Origin of the sequence: Halomonas sp. PA16-9, assembly GCF_009728585.1 — a bacterium.
Classification (GTDB): Bacteria; Pseudomonadota; Gammaproteobacteria; order Pseudomonadales; family Halomonadaceae; genus Vreelandella; species Vreelandella titanicae.
Window position 1 is genome coordinate 1,705,616 of sequence record NZ_CP040452.1, and the last position, 22,168, is coordinate 1,727,783.

19 protein-coding genes and 5 pseudogenes are annotated in these 22,168 nt (G+C 57.4%); 11 read left to right on the plus strand and 13 right to left on the minus strand.

Translation table 11 applies throughout. The features are described 5' to 3' along the window. Positions 1 to 112: 112 nt before the first annotated feature. Both dnaG and rpsU read right to left on the minus strand, forming a co-directional pair. Positions 113 to 1,984: a DNA primase gene (dnaG, locus tag FDY98_RS24240; protein WP_027958017.1), complete on the minus strand. Its 1,872-nt coding sequence runs from the start codon at positions 1,982 to 1,984 to the stop codon at positions 113 to 115. A gap of 269 nt (positions 1,985 to 2,253) precedes the next feature. Then, on the minus strand, positions 2,254 to 2,469 hold the full coding sequence (rpsU, locus tag FDY98_RS24245; protein WP_008956349.1) for a 30S ribosomal protein S21: 216 nt from the start codon (positions 2,467 to 2,469) through the stop codon (positions 2,254 to 2,256). Between the two features lie 223 nt (positions 2,470 to 2,692). Here rpsU and tsaD point away from each other — a divergent pair, with 223 nt between their 5' ends. Further along, positions 2,693 to 3,742 carry a tRNA (adenosine(37)-N6)-threonylcarbamoyltransferase complex transferase subunit TsaD gene (gene tsaD / locus FDY98_RS24250; RefSeq protein WP_027958018.1) on the plus strand — a complete coding sequence of 350 codons (1,050 nt, stop codon included), beginning with the start codon at positions 2,693 to 2,695 and terminating at the stop codon, positions 3,740 to 3,742. Here tsaD and plsY read toward each other — a convergent pair. Further along, positions 3,739 to 4,309, minus strand: a pseudogene (gene plsY, locus FDY98_RS24255) (glycerol-3-phosphate 1-O-acyltransferase PlsY). The gene tsaD and the pseudogene plsY overlap by 4 nt on opposite strands. A 90-nt stretch (positions 4,310 to 4,399) precedes the next feature. Between plsY and folB the strand changes: the two are divergent. Further along, positions 4,400 to 4,780, plus strand: a complete 381-nt coding sequence (gene folB / locus FDY98_RS24260; RefSeq protein ID WP_022522378.1) for a dihydroneopterin aldolase — start codon at positions 4,400 to 4,402, stop codon at positions 4,778 to 4,780. Then, positions 4,777 to 5,324, plus strand: a pseudogene (gene folK, locus FDY98_RS24265) (2-amino-4-hydroxy-6-hydroxymethyldihydropteridine diphosphokinase). Before folB ends, folK begins: the two are co-directional and overlap by 4 nt. 1 nt (position 5,325) lies before the next feature. Here the strand turns inward: folK and FDY98_RS24270 are convergent. Both FDY98_RS24270 and FDY98_RS24275 read right to left on the minus strand, forming a co-directional pair. Continuing rightward, positions 5,326 to 6,483 carry a polynucleotide adenylyltransferase gene (locus FDY98_RS24270; protein WP_027958020.1) on the minus strand — a complete coding sequence of 386 codons (1,158 nt, stop codon included), beginning with the start codon at positions 6,481 to 6,483 and terminating at the stop codon, positions 5,326 to 5,328. 5 nt (positions 6,484 to 6,488) lie between these two features. Beyond that, on the minus strand, positions 6,489 to 7,310 hold the full coding sequence (locus tag FDY98_RS24275; RefSeq protein ID WP_027958021.1) for a symmetrical bis(5'-nucleosyl)-tetraphosphatase: 822 nt from the start codon (positions 7,308 to 7,310) through the stop codon (positions 6,489 to 6,491). 219 nt (positions 7,311 to 7,529) lie between these two features. On the opposite strand from FDY98_RS24275, the gene FDY98_RS24280 reads away from it, so the two are divergent. From FDY98_RS24280 to FDY98_RS29060, 3 genes are read left to right on the plus strand one after another with little or no spacing between them, the layout of a single operon-like run. After that, positions 7,530 to 7,709, plus strand: coding sequence for a hypothetical protein (locus FDY98_RS24280; RefSeq protein ID WP_081742558.1), 180 nt, complete (start codon positions 7,530 to 7,532; stop codon positions 7,707 to 7,709). Next, positions 7,709 to 8,683: an FAD-dependent oxidoreductase gene (locus FDY98_RS24285; RefSeq protein WP_340146991.1), complete on the plus strand. Its 975-nt coding sequence runs from the start codon at positions 7,709 to 7,711 to the stop codon at positions 8,681 to 8,683. Before FDY98_RS24280 ends, FDY98_RS24285 begins: the two co-directional genes overlap by 1 nt. Then, positions 8,680 to 9,156, plus strand: a complete 477-nt coding sequence (locus FDY98_RS29060) for a GMC family oxidoreductase (protein ID WP_340146992.1) — start codon at positions 8,680 to 8,682, stop codon at positions 9,154 to 9,156. Before FDY98_RS24285 ends, FDY98_RS29060 begins: the two co-directional genes overlap by 4 nt. Here FDY98_RS29060 and apaG read toward each other — a convergent pair. The 5 genes and pseudogenes from apaG to FDY98_RS29870 form a co-directional block, all read right to left on the minus strand. Next, positions 9,153 to 9,526: pseudogene (gene apaG / locus FDY98_RS24290) on the minus strand (Co2+/Mg2+ efflux protein ApaG). The gene FDY98_RS29060 and the pseudogene apaG overlap by 4 nt on opposite strands. Next, positions 9,523 to 10,350 carry a 16S rRNA (adenine(1518)-N(6)/adenine(1519)-N(6))-dimethyltransferase RsmA gene (gene rsmA, locus FDY98_RS24295; protein WP_027958023.1) on the minus strand — a complete coding sequence of 276 codons (828 nt, stop codon included), beginning with the start codon at positions 10,348 to 10,350 and terminating at the stop codon, positions 9,523 to 9,525. The pseudogene apaG and the gene rsmA overlap by 4 nt, the downstream one beginning before the upstream one ends. 236 nt (positions 10,351 to 10,586) lie before the next feature. Further along, entirely contained in the window at positions 10,587 to 11,654 is a 1,068-nt protein-coding gene (pdxA, locus tag FDY98_RS24300; protein ID WP_035537841.1) for a 4-hydroxythreonine-4-phosphate dehydrogenase PdxA, read from the minus strand. Between the two features lie 11 nt (positions 11,655 to 11,665). Further along, positions 11,666 to 12,691, minus strand: coding sequence for a peptidylprolyl isomerase (locus FDY98_RS24305; protein WP_027958025.1), 1,026 nt, complete (start codon positions 12,689 to 12,691; stop codon positions 11,666 to 11,668). Between the two features lie 39 nt (positions 12,692 to 12,730). Next, positions 12,731 to 15,169: pseudogene (locus FDY98_RS29870) on the minus strand (LPS-assembly protein LptD). 70 nt (positions 15,170 to 15,239) lie between these two features. Between FDY98_RS29870 and FDY98_RS24315 the strand changes: the two are divergent. From FDY98_RS24315 to speD, 5 genes and pseudogenes are all read left to right on the plus strand, one after another. Then, positions 15,240 to 16,249, plus strand: a pseudogene (locus tag FDY98_RS24315) (aminoglycoside phosphotransferase family protein). Beyond that, positions 16,246 to 16,914: an N-acetylmuramate alpha-1-phosphate uridylyltransferase MurU gene (gene murU / locus FDY98_RS24320; RefSeq protein WP_027958027.1), complete on the plus strand. Its 669-nt coding sequence runs from the start codon at positions 16,246 to 16,248 to the stop codon at positions 16,912 to 16,914. The pseudogene FDY98_RS24315 and the gene murU overlap by 4 nt, the downstream one beginning before the upstream one ends. Before the next feature lie 3 nt (positions 16,915 to 16,917). After that, positions 16,918 to 17,340, plus strand: coding sequence for a gamma-glutamylcyclotransferase family protein (locus FDY98_RS24325; protein WP_027958028.1), 423 nt, complete (start codon positions 16,918 to 16,920; stop codon positions 17,338 to 17,340). A 71-nt stretch (positions 17,341 to 17,411) separates the two neighbouring features. After that, the gene (locus FDY98_RS24330; protein ID WP_022522364.1) at positions 17,412 to 17,840 is read left to right on the plus strand and encodes an OsmC family protein; all 429 of its coding nucleotides are present in this window, start codon (positions 17,412 to 17,414) and stop codon (positions 17,838 to 17,840) included. After that, positions 17,837 to 18,631, plus strand: a complete 795-nt coding sequence (gene speD, locus FDY98_RS24335) for an adenosylmethionine decarboxylase (RefSeq protein ID WP_022522363.1) — start codon at positions 17,837 to 17,839, stop codon at positions 18,629 to 18,631. The genes FDY98_RS24330 and speD overlap by 4 nt, the downstream gene beginning before the upstream one ends. Before the next feature lie 307 nt (positions 18,632 to 18,938). On the opposite strand, the gene lpxL is transcribed toward speD, so the two are convergent. From lpxL to rpoS, 3 genes are all read right to left on the minus strand, one after another. Then, on the minus strand, positions 18,939 to 19,853 hold the full coding sequence (lpxL, locus tag FDY98_RS24340) for an LpxL/LpxP family Kdo(2)-lipid IV(A) lauroyl/palmitoleoyl acyltransferase (protein WP_009287327.1): 915 nt from the start codon (positions 19,851 to 19,853) through the stop codon (positions 18,939 to 18,941). A 12-nt stretch (positions 19,854 to 19,865) separates the two neighbouring features. Continuing rightward, positions 19,866 to 20,966: an alanine racemase gene (alr, locus tag FDY98_RS24345; RefSeq protein ID WP_027958029.1), complete on the minus strand. Its 1,101-nt coding sequence runs from the start codon at positions 20,964 to 20,966 to the stop codon at positions 19,866 to 19,868. Between the two features lie 218 nt (positions 20,967 to 21,184). Further along, positions 21,185 to 22,159: an RNA polymerase sigma factor RpoS gene (rpoS, locus tag FDY98_RS24350; RefSeq protein ID WP_022522360.1), complete on the minus strand. Its 975-nt coding sequence runs from the start codon at positions 22,157 to 22,159 to the stop codon at positions 21,185 to 21,187. Between the last annotated feature and the right edge of the window lie 9 nt (positions 22,160 to 22,168).

The window sequence follows — 22,168 nt, forward strand, 5'->3', positions numbered from 1 at the left end:
GCGCGGTAATTCAGGTGTGTTAGTTTGTTCGGTTAGGCCAACGCTCGGTGGCTGACCCTATATCTGGTGCTGAAACGCTAGGAATTCAACCCCCATCGCCCAAGACACCGCCTCATTGGCGCTGAGCAAGCTCCATTACCAAGCTTGCCAAACGCTGGCGCTGCTCCTTATCCAACTTTTGCCCGGCGCGCTCCTGCGCCAGCAACGCCGTGTACTCCTCTTGAGGAGAACGCTGGCGCTGAACGTACTGCAAGTGTTCCACCAATCCCTTCAGCTCTGCTTCCCGATCTGCCTTGGGAATCAACAGCTCGCGCTTGGCGAAAGCCGCCAAGGCCTGCCCCTGCTGGCTGCCTTGAAAATGCGCCAACACCACTTGTGGGCTGCGGTAGCGCCCTGCATTGAGCAACTCAATCAGCTCGCGGCATAGCGGCGCATCGTCATCTTCCGGCAACCACTCCAAATGATCAGGGAGCGTGGCCACCAGGTTGGGCTCATGCAATAACAGCTGCACGATACGCCCAACCGGGGAGAGCGCCTGAGAACGTGAGCGCGATGAGCGGGCTGGCGCTGCCAAAACAGCGCCGTTGTTCATGGCGGATGAGGCCGATTCGGACTCCAACTGCTCTACCGGCTCCTGCGAAACATCACCTTGGGTGACGGATCGCTGCGACGCCTGGGAACGCTTTTCGAGCAGCACTTTCAACTGCTCTTGCGCCAGCCCACTACGCTTTGCCAATGACTCCAGCAGTAGCGATTTGAGCATGCCTTCAGGCACTTTGTTCAATGCTTCGAGCACCTGACTGGCAAACCGCTCGCGCCCTTCCACGGTATTCAAGTCGCGCCCTTGGGCCGCCTGTTCGAATAGAAACTCCGACAGAGGCATGGCACAGGTCACGCGATCCTGAAATGCCTGGGTGCCTTCACGGCGCACCAGGGTGTCCGGGTCATCACCTTCGGGCAGAAACAGAAAGCGCGCTTCACGGCCATCAATCATTTGCGGCAGTGCGGTTTCCAATGCCCGGCTAGCCGCCTGCCTCCCGGCACGATCACCGTCGAAACAGAACACTACGCGACTCACCAGTCGAAACAGGCGGGTCAAATGGTCTTCCGTGGTGGCGGTACCCAGCGTCGCCACAGCGTTATGAATACCGTATTGCGCCAGCGCCACCACATCCATATAGCCTTCGACCATGATCAACTGCTCAAGCTTGTTCGAGGCTTGGCGCGCCTCATACAAGCCGTAAAGCTCACGACCTTTATGGAATACGGGCGTTTCCGGCGAGTTGAGATATTTGGGCTGATCATCGCCCATCACTCGACCACCAAAGGCAATCGTACGACCGCGCAAATCGCGAATGGGGAACATTACCCGATCACGAAAACGGTCGTAGGTACGCCCGGTATCCTCACGATGAATCAGCAGGCCATACTCCACCTGCACTGGTTCACCGATACCACGCTCGCTGAGATGCTGTTTTAGCGCCTCCCAACCCGCCGGGGCATAGCCAATGCCATAGGTCTTGATCACCTCGTCCGAGAGCCCACGGCCCGACAAATAGCGTTGGGCAGGCTGGCCCTCCTGCATCTTTAATCGCTCGCGATAAAAACTGGCGGCGAGTTCGAGCAGGTTAACGCCCTCTTTGCGCTTCTTTTCACGCTGCTGGGCACGCGGGTCATCAGCGCCTTCACGCGGCACTTCAATACCCAGGCGACCGGCCAACTGCTCTACCGCCTCAGGAAACGGTAGTTTGTCGTACTCCATCAAGAAGCGTAGTGCATTACCATTAGCTCCGCAGCCAAAGCAGTGATAAAACTGCTTATCAGCACTGACGGTAAACGATGGGGTTTTCTCTTGATGGAAGGGACACAGCCCAGAGTAGTTACGGCCAGCCTTTTTAAGCTGCACGCGCTCACCAACCACCTCGACCACGTCAACGCGGCCTAACAGATCATCAATGAAACGCTGTGGAATTTGGCCTGCCATGAACTACGGGCATCCTCGCGCAAAGCGCTAACTTTCGAGACTGTTTTCAAAACCAGTTTTTTAAGACACTGCTTAAAGTCATCAGACCCATTGCCAGATCAGGTCATCATAAACAACGACGGTCTTTAGCAACGACGGTCTTGAAGGACAGCCTTGAAAAACGATAGCTTTGAAGAACAACAGTCAAAAACAAACGGCCACCTAGTGGCGGCCGCTTGGCATCCCTCTTGAGACGACCAGCTAACTGCTCTGGCCCCCTCGGGTACGGATCAATAGAGCCGTTCGAAACGCTTTTGCTCACGCTGAACTTTCTTAGCGTGGCGTTTTACGGCAGCTGCCGCTTTGCGTTTACGCTCAGCAGTCGGCTTCTCATAGTGCTCGCGGCGGCGTACTTCAGAAAGAACACCGGCTTTTTCGCAAGAACGCTTGAAGCGACGCAGGGCGACGTCAAACGGCTCGTTATCACGTACTTTTACAGAAGGCATTAAGCACTCACCTACCTTAAGGAGTCTTGAGTTCGGATAGTACGTACACTGCGATATTACATTTAGAACGCGGTGTACGACCCAGTTTTACAGCGCACAGTAGTTTAGTCGCCGTTGGCTATCTTTGCAAATGCTTACGCTGACCCAGGACGACAATGCTAGACTAGTGCTCTTGTGTTTTTCACCTTTACATCTTTTGAATAGCCTTTGAGAGGCCCTTTTTATGCGAGTTCTGGGCATTGAAACATCCTGCGACGAAACGGGTGTCGCGCTTTACGACACCTCGTCAACCGGCGGCAAGGGGCTACTTGCCGATGCGCTGTATAGCCAAATCGCCATGCATGCAGAATTTGGCGGCGTAGTGCCCGAACTCGCCTCTCGCGATCACACCCGCAAACTGCTGCCGCTGATCGAGCAAGTGCTCGGCGACGCCAAGCTAACGCGCCGCGACCTGGATGGCATCACTTACACCGCAGGCCCCGGCTTAGTCGGCGCATTAATGGTGGGTGCCAGTACCGCCCATGGCATGGCACGGGCCTTGAACATCCCCGTGCTCGGCGTACACCATATGGAAGGCCATTTACTGGCACCGATGCTGGAAGACGAGCCACCCGAGTTCCCTTTCGTGGCGCTGCTGGTCTCCGGCGGCCATACCCAGCTCGTCGAAGTTCAGGGGCTGGGTCGCTATCAACTGCTCGGCGAATCGGTGGATGACGCGGCTGGTGAAGCGTTTGATAAAGCTGCCAAGATGCTCGGACTGGCCTACCCAGGCGGCCCTCAGGTCGCCAAGCTGGCGGAACAGGGTGACCCCAAGCGCTTTCGCTTCCCGCGCCCCATGACCGACCGGCCAGGGCTAGACTTCAGTTTTTCGGGCCTAAAAACCCACACCATGACGGCCATTCGCCAGTTGGAAACAGCCGACGAATTCGACGCCCAGGCCCGCGCCGACGTTGCCCGCGCCTTTGAAGAGGCCGTTGTCGATACGCTGGTGATTAAGTGCCGTCGAGCGCTGGATCAAACCGGCTTGAAGCGCTTAGTGGTGGCGGGCGGAGTCAGCGCCAACCATCGCCTGCGCGAACGACTGCAGACTGAGTGCGAAAAACGCCAAGCCCGCGCCTACTACCCGCGCGGGCGATTCTGTACCGACAATGGCGCCATGATTGCCTATGTGGGTGCTCAACGCCTGGCAGCGGGAGAGTGCGACACTTCTGGCATGATGCAGGCGACGCCCCGCTGGCCTCTCGATCAGTTGATACCGCCTGTCTCACCCTAAGAACCACGAAACGGTGGCTCCTCACCGCGTCGCAGTCGGCGAATATTAAGCCCGTGACGTGCCAGCACCAGCAGGCTGAATCCACCCACCACCATGACGTACTCCGGCGCCAGCCAGCCGCAGGCCAGCGGCGCCACGAGAGCACTCACTAGCGACGCCAGCGCAGCTGTTTTTAATCGCCACGCTAGCAGCGCCCATATCGATGCACTCAGTAACGCCACCTGAGGCACTAATACCAACAACACACCGAAGGCACTGGCGACCGCTTTACCGCCACGAAAGCCATGCCACAGTGGAAAGCTGTGGCCTAGCAATACTGCCAATCCCACAAGCCCCTGCAGCCAGACCGGATAGCCCATCAGCTTGGCACCCAAAACAGCAGGCATGGCTTTTAAGGCGTCTAACAGCAGGGTGGCTGCCGCTAAGCGGGGGCCATATAGGCGCAGTACGTTGGAAAAGCCGGGATTAAATGAACCGTGTTGACGGGGGTCCCACACCCGCCAGGCGGCAAACGCTCAGCGCTGCCAGCCAACTGCCACTTAAATAACCCACCACTATCCATACCATGGCGCCATGCTCGCTTTGTGGCCCGATATACTGTCGTTTAGCCCCATCCTAACGTACAATCGCCCGCTTGTTACCGTAGGGGGAAGCTGGATGGATCGCATTTTGATTGAAGCGTTAAGCGTCGATACCGTGATTGGTGTCTACGACTGGGAGCGCTCGATTCAACAGTCGCTAAGCTTAGACTTGGTGTTAGCGACCGACATTCGCTCGGCGGCAGCCACTGACGATCTGCGCCTTACCCTGGATTACGCTGCTATCTGCCAGCGCATTCAGCAGTTTGCCGATGCCCATCAGTTCGCCCTGGTAGAGACCTTTGCCGAACGGCTCGCTGAATGCCTGCGTACAGATTTCCCCATCACTTGGCTGCGCTTAACGGTACGTAAACCGGGCGCGGTTGCCAACGCCGTTAGCGTCGGCCTGGAAATCACCCGCGGCAACCTGCCGGAGGCAACCCAGGAGATCAGCGCATGAACCTGGTGACCGTCAGCTTAGGCAGCAATATTCACCCTACTCGGCATATTCGCTGCTGCCTGGATGCGCTTGCTGATACCTTCGGCCCCCTGCAGATCTCCGTGTGTTTGAAAGCGAGCCGGTCGGTTTCGCTGACAGCCGCAATTTCTATAACCTGGTGGTGGCGTTTCACAGCGCTTGGACACCCGGCGAACTTCAGGCGTGGGGGAAGCAGCTGGAAATAGAGCATGGCCGCCTGCCTGGTCTTGCCAAATTTAGCCCCCGCGCACTGGATATCGACTTGCTCACCGTGGGCAGCCTCTGCGGCACGATTGATGAAGTCGCCTTACCACGCAGCGAAATTACCCATAATGCGTTTGTTTTGCAGCCGCTCGCCGAGTTGCTGCCCGAGCAGCGCCACCCCCGCTGCGGCACGCCCTATGCCGCACTATGGAGCGCCTTTGAGCTTGGTAGCCAACGCCTTTGGGCGGTGGATTTCAGCTGGCGCGGCCGCTGGATCTCCCAAGCTGACGAACAGCCCCTGCTGGCGGCGGCACGCCGGTAAATTACTTGGCTAGCGCCGCCTCCACGGCCTGCCCCCGGCGCTCTCGCAAGGCCTCACCCAGCGCCGCCCCTTGATACCCCTCGGCTATCAGTGCTTGAGGGCTTACCGCCCGAGCAGCTTTCCAGGCGTTTTCAAGCGGGCCAATCAGCTCAGGTGCCAGCACCTTGACTAACGCCAGTTGCCCCTCGACCTGCTCTGGCTTACGCCAACCATCCAAACGCTCCAGCCAACGTAGCACGCCGGGGCTCTCTAATGCGTCGGAAGGCAGCGCATGGTTTATTAGCGAATGGTTTATTAAAGAATAGGTAAGCGCGGTATGGCGAGCTAATTGGGCAACGGCATTGGGCAGTTTGAGCCGTTCAGACAAGACATCGCGCTGCTCATCGCTTAGCGGCGATACCAGCTGCGCATGGCGCCAATGAGCCAATGCGAACATGTCGCTATCAGGCACCTGAGCCATCGCTGCCAACCCCTTCACTAACGCTTCGCCCGCCAATTCTGGCCACCAGACGTTGAGCGCATCGCAACGTTCAAGGGTGGTGAAATAGACCTCCGGGCTTGGCTCACCCAGCGCTTTTTCCGTTTCGACCCACACCCGCTCGGCGGCCAGGTGCTCAAGTTCGCCGCTGTGGCTCACCTTACGCATTAGTGCCTGGGTTTCAGGGGCAATGGTGAAGCCCAGTGACGCATAGCGGGCCAGAAAACGTGCGGTACGCAGCACTCGCAGCGGGTCTTCGCTAAACGCCGCGGAGATATGCCGCAACACGCGCCGTTCGATATCGCCTTGACCATTAAACGGATCGGTTAATTCGCCCTCAGTACTCTGGGCAATGGCATTAATGGTTAAATCACGCCGCAATAGATCCTCTTCCAGGCTGACATCGGGGCTGGCATGCACTTCAAACCCGCCATAGCCGTGGCCAGACTTGCGTTCGGTGCGGGCCAGGGCGTATTCCTCAGCGGTTTCGGGATGCAGAAAAACTGGAAAGTCGCGCCCCACGGGCTTAAATCCGCGCTTGCGCATGGCATCTGGCGTAGTGCCCACCACGACCCAGTCATTGTCATATACCGGCCAGCCGAGTAACTCATCGCGCACGGCGCCGCCTACCCGATACACGTTCAAGCCTGCTAAGCGGGGATCACTGTTTGTCTCTTTCACTGTCTTCACTGTCGTTTTTCCTGCTGAAGGCTAGCTACACTGGTTCGCTCGCCGCTGTCCAGATTGAGCGCGGTTAGACGTCCGCCCCACACGCAGCCCGTATCCAACGCCTCAACGGGTACCCGCGCCTGGGGGGTATTCCCCTCCAGCGCCGCCCAGTGGCCGAAGAGTAGGCGGGTGTCATCGTCACGCGGGTATTGAAACCAGGGCAGAAAGCCCTTTGGGGCACTGTCCAATCCCTCTTTGGCCGCAAAGTCCAAACGGCCCTGGGCATCAATAAAGCGCATCCGAGTCAGCACATTGACAGTCAGGCGCAGCCGATCCATGCCGTCTAAATCATCGTGCCAGCTATCCGGCTGGTTACCAAACAGTTGGGTTAAAAACTCACCGGATGCCTCACTCCCTAGCGCCATCTGCACTTCGCGCCCTAAAGATTCGGTCTGGGCTACGCTCCATTGGGGAAGCAGCCCCGCGTGGGTCATTAACGTACTGTTTTCAAACACGCTAAGCGGTTGGCTCTGCAGCCAATCCAGCAGCGCTTCGCGATCAGGCGCGCCAAGAATATCGCTCAAGGTATCGTTTTTTTTCAGCTTGCCGCCCCCGCGCGCTACGACCAGCAAATGAAAATCGTGGTTGCCCAATACGCTGCGTGCCGAGCTACCCAGTGCGCGCACTTCTCGCAGACACTCCAATGAACCAGGCCCACGATTAATCAAATCGCCCACCAGCCATAGCGTATCCCGCGCGGGGTTGAAGCTAAGCTTTTCAAGAAGGGCTACAAATTCGGCGTGACAGCCGTGCAGATCGCCGATCGCATAGGTGCTCATGCACGAGGCCTTTTTAATAAAATGAGTAGGCTAAATACTACCACTTCACCGACATCCTATGCCTGTCGCTGGTGGCTTATGTTGATGATTAGCACTGGTGAAAAGTACAAACCTGGATCACTATAAAAAGTACGCTTTGGCGCTCTTGAGCTTCTCGCTAGCTTAACCACTCAATCGAGTAGCCACCTCGCAACAACTGTTAAGGAAAACGGTACGCTTATGACAATGGATTACTCTCGACGCGGGCTATTGCGAGCGGCAACGCTGGCAGGTCTTGGCGCACTTATACTCCCCGGCACAACGCTTCTTCCAGCCGCACGAGCCACCACTCCCAAGCTTGACCCACCGCCCGCTGCGGTGACGGTTAATGGTTGGCTCCTGCGCAGCAGTGACCGCTGATGTATATCGCTTTTGAGGACATTAGCGAACACAGCCATGCAGTGGATGTCTGCATTATCGGCGCGGGTGCGGCGGGCATTTCCATGGCCGTTACCCTGGCGGAGCGGGGCCACCGCGTACTGCTCTGCGAAGGTGGCGATGCGGACTACAGCGAACGCTCCCAGGAGTGCTACCGGGGCGAAGTCGTCGGCGACCCTTATATTCCCCTTTATGGCGCTCGCCTGCGCTATTTGGGCGGGTCGACCAACCACTGGGGTGGCATCTGCCGACCACTCGATCGCTATGACTTTACCGCCAAAAGTGCTGCCAGTGAGACGGCCTGGCCTATTGGCCGGGATGCGTTATCGCCCTACTACCGCGCCGCGGCCAGCGTGCTCGACTTGGCGCCTACGCCTGCTGATCAGCCGATCACGGATTCTGGGCTCAAGCGCATCTATTTCTCACTGGGCCACCCGACGCGTCTGAAGGAGAAATATGCCACCACGCTAAGCGAATCGAACACGTTGGAGTGCTGCCTAACGGCCAACTTGGTGGCGCTGGAAAGCCAGAATGGCAAAGTCACCGGCGCTATCTTCAAAAACTACCAAGGCGATTACCGAAAGGTTCAGGCGCGCTACTTTGTGCTGGCCTGTGGCGGCATCGAAAACTCGCGCTTGCTGCTGTGGTGCAACCAACAGTTAAATGGTCAGCTTATACCTCAAGCCGACACCCTAGGGCATTACTGGATGGAGCACCCCCACGCCACGGTGGGTCAGGCGCTAATTTTTGAGCCAGCGGCACTGGGGCTGGACGAGGATTACAACGTGTTCCTCTCCCCCACCGCTCAATCCATCAGCTCACGCCAAATACTGAATTGTGGGCTGCGCTTGCACCGCATGAACGCTGAAGCCACCCAGGAACTGATTGACGAGCTCGCGGATCAGGCCCCCAGCTGGCGGGACGACTGCGTGTCTGGCAGGCCCAGGGACGGGTGATACACGGCGCGGTACTCAGAGCCGCCTGGGAGCAAGAGCCGCGCTTTGACAATCGCATAGAGTTAAGCGAAGAGCTGGATGATCTGGACGTACCCCGCAGCCGATTGGTGTGGCAGCAGTCCGAGCTGGATCGCCATACGATCCGCGAGAGCATGCTGCTATTAGGGGAGTATCTGCGCGACCACGAGGTGGGAAGGCTGCAAATGGCTGACTGGCTGGCCGATACGCCGGTACAACTGCCTACCGAGGGCGAGTTGGCTGGCCGTCACCATATGGGCGGCACGCGTATGAGTCTTAATGCCGAGGAAGGCATTGTTAACCCCGACTGCCGACTGTTTGCCCAGGATAACTTCTATGTGGCGGGTTCCAGCGTTTTTGCCAGCGCCGGGCACGCCAACCCGACGTTAACGCTAGTACAGCTGGCCCTGCGGCTTTGCGATCACCTGGAGAGCAGGCTAACCCAAACTGTCTAATGGAGCTGAAGCGGTACGGCTAACCTAAAAGAGTAATGGCTACCTCAAAAACACGCTGAGTAGAGGTATCCAACAGCGTATAGGCACCCTCCATCACCCCCACCGGGTTTGCAGAATGGCGCGACTGGTGTAACGAAAACTCTGGCCGGGGCCAATTAGCGGCTGTTGGCCGACGACGCCTTGCCGCGGACTTCCTGGCAGTCGCCGCTGCCCTGGGTGATTTTCAGTAGCGCGCCATCAGCTGAACGCTATGGGGGCTCTGATTGTGGACAGTCACGGTGTAGCTAAACACATAGCGCGACTCTCCATCGTTAGACTCATCAGCGCGATAGCTAGGGACGACGCTCACTTTGATTGCTAGGCCACTCACGTTTGGCTGCCCCGCTCACCGCTTGCCTGCTCATCGGCGGCGACACGGTTGGCAATCGCCACGTACTCCGCCACGGTCAACGTTTGCGGACGGCGGATGGGGTCAATGCCCAGATCTTCCAGGGTGTCGGCACTCACCCGCCCTTTGAAGTTATTGCGCAGCGTTTTGCGCCGCTGACCAAAGGCGAGCTTCACCAGCTCAAACAGCATCGCTGGGTCATCCGCCGTATGGGGCAGCGTTTCATGGGGGGTTAAGCGCACAATGGCGGAGTCGACTTTGGGTCGTGGCACAAAGGCTTCCGGCGGCACGATAAACAGCTGTTCGACCTGGCAGTAGTACTGAGCCATAACCGACAGACGCCCCCAATCAGCACCGCCGGGTTCTGCGGCTAAGCGTTCAACCACCTCTTTTTGCAGCATAAAGTGCATATCTTGTATGGCACTTCCTGCAGCCAGCAGATGTATTATCAGTGGTGTGGAGATGTTGTAGGGTAGGTTGCCTACCACGCGTAGCGCGGGCCCATCGCCTTTCAGCGCAGCAAAATCGAACTTCAGTGCGTCGCCTTCATGAATCACAAAATCGGGATAGTTGAAAAACTGTACCCGCAAACCGGGAATCAGATCGCGGTCGAGTTCGATCACCTCCAAGTGCCCCGCGGCTTCCAGCAACGGCTCGGTCAGCGCCCCCTGGCCTGGGCCAATTTCGACGAGGCGATCCGTCGAGCGCGGGCCAACGGCGCGAACGATCCGCGAGATAATGCCAAGGTCGCGTAAAAAATTCTGACCAAAGCGTTTACGAGCGCGGTGTTGGGGCACAGTAGACATCAAACGGTGTTCCTTGGGGTGCGGATTCAATCGGGAGTATGTAGTAGCCAGCACTGTTGCAACTGGTCGTCTGCTTGCATCAGTACCAGAGTAGGTTTCCGCGAGGGCGCTGTGAACCCGTCCTTGGGCGCTACTTTTCCCATCTGACCGCCATGGATGGCGGAAATGCCGGAATTGTCAGGAACATTTTCCGGCCCTGGAAAAAGACCCTCGCTGCAACCTACCCTGGCACCGGATTAAATTTCAGCCGCAGACAGCCGCCTTGCGGCTAAACGGCGCGCAAGGGCGATAGCGACGTTTAGGCTGCCGGGATCTGCCACGCCTTTGCCTGCCAGATCCAGCGCGGTGCCATGGTCGACCGAAGTGCGTACCAATGGCAAGCCCAGAGTAATGTTAGCGGCCTGACCAAAGCCTGCGTATTTTAACACCGCTAAACCCTGGTCGTGGTACATCGCCAGCACCGCATCGACACCAGCCAAATGCCTGGGGGTAAACAGTGTGTCGGCGGGCAAGGGGCCAAGTATATCCATTCCCTCAGCGCGCAGTGCATCAAGGGCGGGAATAATAACATCCAGCTCCTCGCGCCCCAGGTGACCATCTTCACCGGCGTGGGGATTCAAGCCACATACCGCAATACGTGGCTGGGCAATCCCAAACTGGCGCTGTAAATCAGCCGCAAGCAGTCGGCTAATACGGGTTACCCGCTCAAAGGTGATGGCGTCGGCAACATTGCGCAGCGGCAAATGGGTGGTCACCAGCGCCACACGCAGATCGCCGCCACCCTGCCAGCTTGGTGACGCAGCATGCAGCGCCGTATCGGTGGCGAGCATCATTACCACCTCATCGACGCCGCAGGCATCGCGCAACCACTCAGTGTGGCCGGTAAAGGCTGGGTGACCACCTTCGATGATGACGCCTTTATGAAGTGGCGCCGTAACCATAGCGGCCGCCTGACCTTTTTGGCAGGCATCCACCGCCAGCGCCAAGGTAGCCAGCACATAGTCAGCGTTGGCCGGATTGAGAACGCCCGGCGTGGCCGGTTGGTTCAGCGCAACCGGCCAGACCGGCAAACCATGGGGGCTACTTGGGTACTCGCCAGGCGAACACTCAATCACCGTGACACCTAGTCCCAGCGCTGCTGCACGCTGGCGCAGCATATCCGGGTCGCCAATCGCTACTGTACCCGCGGGGAGGATGCCCTGGGCCGCTAGCAACAGCATTAGCTCGGGGCCAATGCCCGCCGGCTCGCCGGTGGTCACTACTACCGGCAGCTCGCTATCGGAAGATAAAGTGCCCGCTACCATTCCCACTACCATTAGAGTCGAATATCAACAAAGGCCTGGGAGCGAATCTCTTGTTGCCATGTCTCTAACTCTTCGTTCGCGCGACGCTGGAAGATCGCCTGGCGCACCTGCTCACGCTGGCTCTCTTGGGTAACGTTTTGACGACGGCGCTCTTCCACCTCAATCACGTGGTAGCCAAACTGAGAGCGAACCGGCTGAGATATCTGGTTAACATCCAGGTCGCGCATCGCCTCTTCAAAGGCGGGTACGGTTTGCCCTGGGCGAACCCAGCCCAGCTCGCCGCCGTTGAGGGCAGTGCCACTGTCGTCGCTCATCTCACGCGCCACCGAAGCAAAATCCTCGCCTTGTGAAAGGCGCTGACGTACCTCTTCTGCTCGCGCGCGGGCCTGGTTTTCATCGCGATTAGGGGTCAGTGCAATCAGCACGTGGCGGGCACGGGTCTCTTCAATAAAGTTCTGCTCGCCGGACTGGCCGGGCTGCTGGTTTAGAAAGCGCTCAACGTCGCGATCGCTGACCGATACGCGGTTGCTAATTTGGCGCTGCTGCACCTGACGCATCAGCATTTCGCGGCGAATATCTTCGCGCACGCTGGCCAGCGTCATACCATCAGCTTCCACGGCATCGGCAAACTGGTCAAGCGTCATGCCATTGGATTCGGCAATCGAGCGCACTTGCCCATTGAGCTCGGTATCATCGACGCTCAAGTTGGCATCTTTCGCCATCTGCAGTTGAATCTCTTCCATTACCATGCGCTCAAGCACCTGACGCTCCAATTGGGAGCGCGGAGGGAGATTACCACCCTGGGCCTGCGCCTGCTGCTCGATTTGCGTCATGCGATCATCTAACTCGCTGCGCATAATCACATCGTTATTGACCACGGCCACGACGCTGTCCAGCACTTGGCGCTGGGTGGACTGGAAGTTCTGCGCCTGAAGGGCTAGCGGGGCCAATGCAAGGCCTGCGCCTACACACAAAGCGAGCAGGCTACCAGCCGATAGCTGTTTCATACGGCCTAGCAGGGGCTTTCTCATTTTCATAACAAACGTCTCTTTCATTAGCCATTCGATGGAAGTCATTTACAGGGCAGTCGGACGATAGCCAGGAATGGTCTGTTCAAAATAGCTATCCGCATCCTGGCCAACGCCGCCTAAGCCACGGAATACGAAGCGTAAAAATAGCCCGCGATCATTAAAGTCATCATTAATGGGTGCGGTGTCATTGTCATCTACCCATTCGCGCCACACCAACTGCAGACCGTAACAGCAGTTGTTCCACTGCACGCCTGCCAATTGCTCCAGTGAGCGTTCATTGGTTTGATCGTGCAGGTAGCGGCCAATCAAATCAATGTTGGTGCTGGCTTTCCAGGCAAATGAGAGATCCCACTCTTCGCGGTTATAGTCGCGAAAGCCGTTATCGCCCGGCATACGCCTGGATCGAACCCTTCGATCTCCCAACGGTAGCCAAGGTTCACTACGTGCCCTTCGGGATGCCGGTAACTAACATCAACACTTGATCGTTCGGTGCGTTCCCGGTGGTCATCGTAGAGCCATTCTGCTCGCTGCTCCAGCATCATTAATCTGCAGTCAAGGCGGGTAACCAGCGGCGAACGATCTCGGGTGGCCTGATAGCGGCTTTCCGGATTGACGCTTGGGTTGTCTTCCGGCCGATCCGGCAGCGTATCGGCATCGCCCTCGCTATCGATACGGCGGTCATCAAAGTAAACGCTCTGACCTACCCCAAACGAGAGCCGGTCACGACCGGAGGCATCTCCAATAAGCGTGACTGCACGCCGTAAGAGAGCCGTTTAGATCGCCAACGCGGTCAGTACCGGAAAAGCGCTGCGCTGACCAAAGCTGATCCCAGGAGAAAGCGCGTTCGCGGCTGTCAAAGTCGGGCAGTTCGCTCTGATCGGTGCGCGGCACATAGGCGTAGTTCAAACGCGGCTCTAGGGTTTGGCGGTAGTCCCGCCCACCCAGTGCAAGCTCACGTTCAAAGACGAGCCCACTGTCGATGGAGGGTCAGCACAACACTGCGGCTGGGTGAGTCGCTACGCTGTGTATCGCGCTCGCCGTAATCCAGCTCGTAAGCAGTGTTCCATAGCTCGGTACGCGGCTCCAGGTAGCCCCAAGGGCGCTCGAAACGCCAGCCAACCGCAGGCATTAGGTGCAAACGGCTACGGTGGCCGCTTCGCGCTCCGGCACGCGGCGCTCATCCACGTCGCGCCAAAATAGGTCGCGTTTGATCGCCACTGGGTATAGCCCGTTGTCGAACTGCCAGTTGGCATTCGCGCTCAGGCTCGGCAGTTGATAAAAAGGTTTATCGCTATCGCTAAGCGGGTCTTCCAAGCGCTGGAAACCCTGGGCGCGGGCATCCAACTGCCAGCGCTGGCCGCGGTAATCGACCTGGGCCAAACGCTCCATACTGGCGCGCTCGCTCTCGCCAACTCACCGCCGAAGTCATCGAAATAGCGACCGTCGCTGGCGGCCCCGTAGCGCAGCCGATAATTACTGCGCTCATTTACCCGCCCCGCATGGCGGGCATCCACATACCAGCGATCATCACCCTCAAAGCGATTTTCTCCGCCGCCAGAGCCACCGTTATCACTGTTTAAATAGCCGCCTTCAACGATGCCCGAGCTCTCCTCAAACAGGTAGCGGTATTCACCGTTCATCAACAGCCCGCGGTCACTCATCCAGCGCGGCGTGATCGTCGCATCGTGGTTTGCGGCAATATTCCAATAAAACGGCTGGGCGTAGTCAAAACCGTCCGTTGAAAAGCCAATCGACGGAGACAGCAAGCCTGTATGGCGGCGATCGTCGATGGGAAAGCGCAGCCATGGCCAGTAAAATACCGGCACATCTTTCACTTCCAGGCGCGCATGACGCGCTGTGCCAAAGCCTTCGGCTTGGTTCAAACGAATATCGCTGCTGACCAGTTGCCAGCTATTGGCGCCTGGATCACAGGTGGTGAAGCTTGCGTCTTGCAGGCGGTACTCGCCCTCCCCGGTCTGCTCTAGCTGACTAGCCTGACCGCGCAGATGCTGCTCGTAGAGCACATAGTGGCTGTCACCCAGGGTGGCCCGATCTTCGTTTAGCGGAGCATCGCCTGTTCGCCACGCACCAAAGCGCGCCCATCGCGGATGGCGATATTACCTTCTGCGTCGACCTGCTGACGGTCAGCGGGTAAAAAGATACGCTCCGCTTCCACTTCTTCATTGCCGCGGCGCAGTACCACATCACCGCGTAGCAATGCTTCGCCATCGGCAGCGTAATCGACTTCCCGGGCCTCCAACGAGACGGTTTCCGGTTATCTTCCGCTGGCAAGCGGTAGCTGGGCATTACATAGCGGCCCCGGCACAGTTGGTTAGCCGCTTCCTCTTCCCCCCAGGGTTGCCAATCCAACGCTTCAGCGGACATGGTTTGACCCTGAGCCACCGCTGTAAACGAGGCGCCAGCAAGCAAACTGCCCATCAGCGTATGCGCAACCGGCAACGTGCGCGAAAATCGCTTGCCCATGTTCGTTATCCTTGGCATCCAGAATCGGTATTATACAGCCCGCATGATGCCCGACCAGCAAGGAGCTTGCATGTCCTCATATCGGATTAACGCCCTCACCATGTGGGCCGCCCAACAAAACGGTCTCTCTGAGACCGATATTTCGCTTTCATCCGCCGTGGGCGATGCGAGTTTTCGGCGCTATTTTCGCCTAACACTACCCGACGGCACCACCCAGGTGGTCATGGATGCCCCGCCTGAGCAAGAGGACTCCCAGCCGTTTGTAACCATTGCCAAGCGCTGGCGAAGCGCCGGACTGCCGGTACCCAGGTGCACGCCACCAACCTGGCGGACGGCTTTCTGCTGCTTGAAGACTTGGGTAACACCCCCCTACAGTGTTTGTTTAGCGACGACGCTAGCATACAGGCTTACCATCAGCAGGCTCTCACGCTGATCGCCGAGCTGCAAAATCGCGCAGGCCCTGACTCGCTGCCCGTGTATGATACGGCGTTGTTGGGCCGCGAACTCGACCTGTTTCCCGAGTGGTGTCTCAGCGCTTGGTTAACGCTGCCATCGCCAGAGAGCTGGCACGTTGTTCGTGAGCAGCTTATCCAGCATGCCTTAGCGCAGCCGGTAGTGACTGTGCACCGTGATTTTGATGCCATGAACCTGATGCTGCACGATCAGCGTCTGTTTATGATCGACTTTCAGGACGCCGTGGCTGGCCCGCTCAGCTACGATGTGATCTCGCTGTTACGGGGGCGATACTGCCGCTTTAGCAATGAGCAGTTCGCTGGCTTTGTCGAGGCTTTTTATCACCAGGCCCGCCATGATGGTCGACTGCCCAGCAGTGTCGATTTTGCCACTTTTCTGCTCCAGTGCCACGCGATGGCTGCCCAGCGCTCACTAAAAGTGCTGGGGATTTTCTGCCGCTTAACCCTGCGCGATCAAAAAAGTGGCTATCTCGAGCGCTTACCCCACTTTCTGGATCATCTGGAAGATAGCTTTTCGTTTCTGACCGAGCAGGCTGAGTTCGCTGAGTGGCTCCAACTCACCTTAAGACCTGCCATTATGAAACGACTAGCGGAAATACCGTCATGAAAGCGATGATTTTAGCCGCAGGCCTAGGCAAGCGAATGCGTCCGCTCACCGACCACTGCCCCAAGCCGCTGCTGCCCGTGGCGGGCAAGCCGCTAATCGTGCACCACCTGGCGCGTCTTCGCCAGGCAGGTATTCATGAGGTCGTCATCAATGTCAGCTACCGTGCAGAGCAGATTATCGCAGCGCTCGGCGATGGTGACGCCTATGGACTGCACATTCACTGGAGTCGCGAAACCGAACCGTTGGAAACCGGAGGCGGTATTCAGCAAGCGCTGCCGATGCTTGGCGAGGCGCCGTTTCTGTTGATTAACGGCGATGTTTGGTGCGCAGCGCTCCCCACCCAGCACGCGCTGCAAGGCAATGATCTGGCTCACCTGATGCTGGTGGAAAACCCTTCTCATCACGCCAGTGGGGATTTTGGACTAGCAGGAGGGCGCGTGAATCAAACCAGCACTGAGCGTTTGACCTACTCAGGTATCAGCGTGATTCACCCAGGGCTGCTCGCCGGACAACCCCAGGGCGCCTTTGCCTTGGCGCCACTGCTGAGAACTGCTATCGATAACAACCGGGTAAGCGGCGAGCACTATAAAGGGCATTGGGTCGACGTTGGAACCCCTGAACGACTGTCGGCGCTGGAACGCCAGCTACAGAGCGAAAGGGGTTAGCCTATGCATCCGCACCACTTACGTGAGGCAATCGCCAACACTCCACGGGTAGCGGTCTACGGCACGCTCAAGCAAGGTTTCAACAATGCCCACTGGCTAAACGGAGCCACTCTGCTCGGGAGCGACGTTACTAAAGCGCTCACGCTTTACGATATTGGCCCCTACCCCGGTGCCAAATGGCAGCGGTCAAAAGGGGTGACGATTGAAGTCTATCAGATCAGTATTGACCATCTGGCCCAGCTAGACTGGTTAGAGGACTACCGCATCGATGCGCCGTCAGAGGGTGAGTATGACCGCCAGCAGATAACCACCTGTTTTGGTCTCGCCTGGGTGTATCTTTACAATCCGAGTGTGACAGGTAAAACAGCTATTTATGAGAGTGGCTGGCGCATGCCGAACATTAGCAATGTTCAACAGCGGCGCTGAGAAGAGGCGCGCAGGCCAAGAAATGTTATGCTGCGCGACTTACCTTTCGTCGCCTAGATGAGGAGAGCAACGTGAAAGCACGGGTAAAATGGACAGAAGGCCGCCAATTCGTGGCGGAATCCGGTAGCGGGCACAGCGTTGTGATCGACGGCCCGCCCGACCACGGTGGTCGCAACACAGGGCCTCGCCCAATGGAAATGCTGCTAATGGGCATGGGCAGCTGCACCGCTTTTGATATCTTGAATATTCTTGATAAAGCGCGTGCCAATGTGACCGACTGCGTTGCTGAGCTAGACGCCGAACGCGCCGATGAAGTGCCCGCCGTTTTTACCAAGATCCACGTCCATTTCGTGGTGACCGGTCGCGCGCTGAAAGAGAAGCAGGTGGCCCGCGCGGTTGAGCTCTCCGCTGAAAAATACTGCAGTGCCTCGATCATGCTCGTTAACGGCGGCGTTGAGATCACCCATTCCTTTGAGATTATGGAGGAGGCTCGGACGTGACAGACAATCTCCGACTCCACGGGTTTAACAACCTGACTAGCTCGCTGAGCTTCAACATTTACGATATCTGTTATGCCAAAACCGAAGAGCAGACGGCGGCTTACATCGACTATATCGATGAGCTGTATAACGCCGAACGTTTGACGCAGATTCTTAAAGACGTCACCAATATCATCGGCGCCCATGTGCTCAATATCGCCCGCCAGGACTACGAGCCCCACGGCGCGAGCGTGACGATTTTGATTGCCGAACATGAGCTTGATGAGGCGGCGCCTGAACAAATTGAGCCAGGTCCCGGCCCGCTACCGGAGACGGTGGTTGGCCACCTGGATAAAAGCCACGTGACGGTGCACAGCTACCCCGAGTCGCACCCCGACAACGGTATTAGCACCTTCCGCCTGGATATTGATGTCTCCACCTGTGGTCATATCAGCCCATTAAAAGCGCTGAACTACCTGATCCACAGCTTCGACTCCGATATCGTCACCATGGATTACCGGGTGCGTGGCTTTACTCGCGATGTGGATGGCAAAAAACTGTTTATCGATCACGGTATTACTTCCATTCAAGACTACCTCGCTGAAGACACCAAGAATGCGTATCAGATGATGGACGTCAACGTGTATCAGGAGAATATGTTCCACACCAAGATGCTGCTCAAAGACTTCGAACTGGATAACTACCTGTTCGGCACGTCGCGTCGCGATATTACCTTTGAAGAAGCCCGGGATATCGAGGGCCGTTTGCGTAAAGAGATGCTGGAAATTTTCTACTCCCGCAATCTGGATTAAGCCCCCAAACGGGTCTCAACGCAGCACCGAAACACCAAAAAGCCAGCGAACGCTGGCTTTTTTTCATATCAACTAAATATACTGGCTTATCCTGTCATTGCGAGGAGCCTGCGACGAAGCAATCTCTACCCGCGGTGGCACTCAAGTCGAGATCGCCGCGCTTCGCTCGCGATGACAGGAAGGGCATTAGGAGCCTGGCTTATCTGTCATTGCGAGGAGCCTGCGACGAAGCAATCTCTACCTACGGTGGGCACTCAAGCCGAGATCGCCGCGCTTCGCTCGCGATGACAGGAAGGGCTATCGCCGTTTAATAAACGCTTGGCTCGCCTTCAGGGCGAGTCTTAAAACGTCGGTGTAGCCAGAGGTACTGCTCGGGATGCTTGCGAATGGCCAGTTCAATAAACTGATTGATTCGTGTGGCATCGGCAACTTCATCGCCGCTGGGAAAACCTTCCAGGGCAGGCAGGCTTTCAATGGTATAGGTGGCGTTATCCGGGTTGCGGTGAAACATCATCGGCACCACTGACGCGCCGGTCATACGCGCAAGCTTGGCCGTTAAGCGAATAGTCGCGGCCTGCTGACCAAATAGCGGCGCAAATACGCTCACATCGCGGCCAAAATCCTGATCCGGTGAGTACCACACCATACGTCCATCCTTGAGCTGACGCACCGCGCCACGCAAGTCATAACGGTCGAGGGCAACACCAAAATTGCGCCCGCGGGCGCGGGTCATAAAACGCTCAAACAGCGGGTTATTATGCGGTCGATAGACCGCATCGGCAGAGAAAAACAGCGCGTGCAGGGCACCCCCTAAATCGAGGGAAGAGAAGTGAACCCCCACAATGATCACGCCTTTACCCCGGGCCTCGGCGCGGGCCATATGCTCTTCGCCGATGTAAGCGACCCGGTGGCGTAGGCTTTCGCCATCCCGACACCAGCCGGTTGCGGTTTCAATCAGACCAATACCATTGGCAATAAAGGTATCTTTAACGAGCTGATACTGTTGCTGGGGACTCTTTTCGGGAAAACAGAGCGCTATATTGGTTTCGGTAATATGGCGCCGCCGTTTGGCAAAGCGCCAGGCGAGCAGTCCAAGCCCTTTGCCAATGGCCATTTTTAATCGCCAAGGCAACCAGGCAGCGATATACATGGCACCAATAGCCAGCCATGTGGGCCAGTAACGCGGGTGGGCGAATGAGCGCGGGTAACGTGATTTCGACATGCAAACAACCGTTTAAGCAGAACGCCCATGATAACGCCGCGGCGCCCGAGGCAGTACCCCTGTTAGCAGCGTATAGCTGATGGTATCGCAGTAGCGGGCCACTTCATCCACCGACAGCACCTCGCCGTTGCTGGCCCTGCCCCACAATACAACGTCGCTGCCAATCGCGGCGTCGGGTACGTCCGTCACATCAACGGTCAACATATCCATGGAGACTTTTCCGGCAATCGCACAGCGCTGGCCGTTGACCAGTACCGGCGTGCCATCGCGGGCATGACGGTCATAGCCATCACCGTAGCCGCAGGCGACCACGGCAATGCGTGAACGCCGCGGTGCGCGCCAGCGCCCGCTATAGCCCACGGGCTCGCCCTCTTCCAGCTCCCTCAGGGCAATTATTTCTGAGCGTAGGGTCATCACCGGCTGCAGTTGCTGAGTGATTTCGTTGGCAACTTCCAAGGGGTCGCTGCCGTAGAGCATCACACCTGGCCGGTTCCAGTCACCATGGGCCACCGGCCACGCCAGGGTAGCCGGTGAGTTGGCCAGGCACAGCGGCGCTTCTAGCTCGCTAGCAAGACCTTGCAGCCGGGTCATTTGCTGGTTGAAATAGCGGTTATCGCGGGAATCGGCGCTGGCAAAATGACTCATAAGGTGGAGCGAGGCCACGCTTGGCGCGGCACTTAGCTGACGCCAGATAGCGGCGGCCTCGTCGATGGCAAAGCCCAGGCGGTGCATGCCGGAGTCAACTTTCAACCAGACAGGAATTGGCTTTATAGGTGAAGCGGCTAGCAGGGCATCGACCTGCCATTGGCTGTGTACCGCAATCCAGAAGCCGTGGGAATCCACCAGCTCCAGCTCGTCGGCGCTGAAGATACCTTCCAACAGGATGATGGGTTGGGTAATGCCGCCCTGGCGCAGGGTAAGCGCCTCTTCGATACAGGCAACGGCAAACGCGGGAGCCTGGCCTTCCAGCGCCTGAGCGCAGGCCAGCGCGCCATGCCCATACCCATCGGCTTTGATAACTGCCACTGAGCGGCTTTGCGGCGCGCAGCGGCACGCCAATTGATAGTTGTGACGCAGCGCGTCCAGATCAATATCGGCCACAAGGGGGCGCATGTGCTTTCTCACTTACCTGATTTAGCAATAAAAGTTTGTTAATAAAAATGCCAGCAATAAAAAGCCGAGTAAGCGCTTAATAACGCTCGCCCGGCTTAGAGAGGTGGCACACCTTTCCCAACCACATAAGCGGTCGCGAGCTAAAGCTGCCTCCCACTGGTGCATTTAGCCGACTAGAAGAGTTAACTCAGCGTTCAGTGGCAAAAGCTCCCGATCACTCAGGTTTCAAACAGCGCCTCTAAAGAAAGGCCCTGTTTTTCCAATGCACGGCGTAGTTTCTTGAGTGCTTCGACCTGAATCTGGCGAACTCGCTCGCGGGTTAAACCGATTTCGGCGCCCACCTCTTCCAAGGTGGCCGATTCGTGACCGCGCAAACCAAAACGGCGCACCACCACTTCGCGCTGTTTTTCGCTCAGCTCATCCAACCAAAGATCCACATGCTCTTTAACGTCGCCATCCACTAGCCGCGCCTCAGGCCCCTGCACTTCATCGTCAGCCAATGTATCGATCAGCGGTTTATCACTTTCACCACCCATGGGGTAATCGACAGATGATACGCGCTCATTAAGACCGAGCATCTTTTTGACCACATCGACCGGTTTATCAAGGTGATCAGCGATCTCTTCGGCGGTGGCTTCATGGTCAAACTTTTGAGTCAATTCACGCGCCGCACGCAGGTAAATATTGAGCTCTTTGACCACGTGAATGGGCAAGCGGATCGTCCGCGTCTGGTTCATCAGCGCCCGCTCAATGGTTTGACGAATCCACCAGGTGGCGTAGGTCGAGAAACGAAAGCCCCGTTCGGGGTCAAACTTCTCTACCGCGCGAATCAAACCTAAATTGCCCTCTTCGATCAAATCCAGCAACGTCAAGCCACGGTTTAGGTAGCGGCGGGCAATTTTCACTACCAGCCGCAGGTTGGATTCAATCATTCGTGAGCGACCCAAGGGGTCGCCTTTACGCGCTAAGCGGCCGTAGTAAACTTCCTCTTCTGGCGTTAACAGTGGCGAAAAGCCGATTTCGTTGAGGTAGATTTGCGTCGCATCCAAGCTTTGGGTCGATTGACGATCCTCACGCCCTAGCGCTTTCTCAAAGGCATCTTCTTCTATCGTGACATCGTCATCGGTATCATCAAGTGCCTCCTCAGCAGCGTCCAGGTCAACCTCCTGTAGATCTTTCTCCAACATACTCATGGCCTTACC

What these genes read in the sequence shown, in the direction of transcription:
- dnaG (WP_027958017.1), bottom strand. Translation starts at nt 1,984, where the DNA reads ATGGCAGGCCAAATTCCACAGCGTTTCATTGATGATCTGTTAGGCCGC.
- rpsU (WP_008956349.1), bottom strand. Translation starts at nt 2,469, where the DNA reads ATGCCTTCTGTAAAAGTACGTGATAACGAGCCGTTTGACGTCGCCCTG.
- tsaD (WP_027958018.1), top strand. Translation starts at nt 2,693, where the DNA reads ATGCGAGTTCTGGGCATTGAAACATCCTGCGACGAAACGGGTGTCGCG.
- folB (WP_022522378.1), top strand. Translation starts at nt 4,400, where the DNA reads ATGGATCGCATTTTGATTGAAGCGTTAAGCGTCGATACCGTGATTGGT.
- FDY98_RS24275 (WP_027958021.1), bottom strand. Translation starts at nt 7,310, where the DNA reads ATGAGCACCTATGCGATCGGCGATCTGCACGGCTGTCACGCCGAATTT.
- FDY98_RS24280 (WP_081742558.1), top strand. Translation starts at nt 7,530, where the DNA reads ATGACAATGGATTACTCTCGACGCGGGCTATTGCGAGCGGCAACGCTG.
- FDY98_RS24285 (WP_340146991.1), top strand. Translation starts at nt 7,709, where the DNA reads ATGTATATCGCTTTTGAGGACATTAGCGAACACAGCCATGCAGTGGAT.
- rsmA (WP_027958023.1), bottom strand. Translation starts at nt 10,350, where the DNA reads ATGTCTACTGTGCCCCAACACCGCGCTCGTAAACGCTTTGGTCAGAAT.
- pdxA (WP_035537841.1), bottom strand. Translation starts at nt 11,654, where the DNA reads ATGGTAGCGGGCACTTTATCTTCCGATAGCGAGCTGCCGGTAGTAGTG.
- FDY98_RS24305 (WP_027958025.1), bottom strand. Translation starts at nt 12,691, where the DNA reads ATGAAAATGAGAAAGCCCCTGCTAGGCCGTATGAAACAGCTATCGGCT.
- murU (WP_027958027.1), top strand. Translation starts at nt 16,246, where the DNA reads ATGAAAGCGATGATTTTAGCCGCAGGCCTAGGCAAGCGAATGCGTCCG.
- FDY98_RS24325 (WP_027958028.1), top strand. Translation starts at nt 16,918, where the DNA reads ATGCATCCGCACCACTTACGTGAGGCAATCGCCAACACTCCACGGGTA.
- lpxL (WP_009287327.1), bottom strand. Translation starts at nt 19,853, where the DNA reads ATGTCGAAATCACGTTACCCGCGCTCATTCGCCCACCCGCGTTACTGG.
- alr (WP_027958029.1), bottom strand. Translation starts at nt 20,966, where the DNA reads ATGCGCCCCCTTGTGGCCGATATTGATCTGGACGCGCTGCGTCACAAC.
- rpoS (WP_022522360.1), bottom strand. Translation starts at nt 22,159, where the DNA reads ATGAGTATGTTGGAGAAAGATCTACAGGAGGTTGACCTGGACGCTGCT.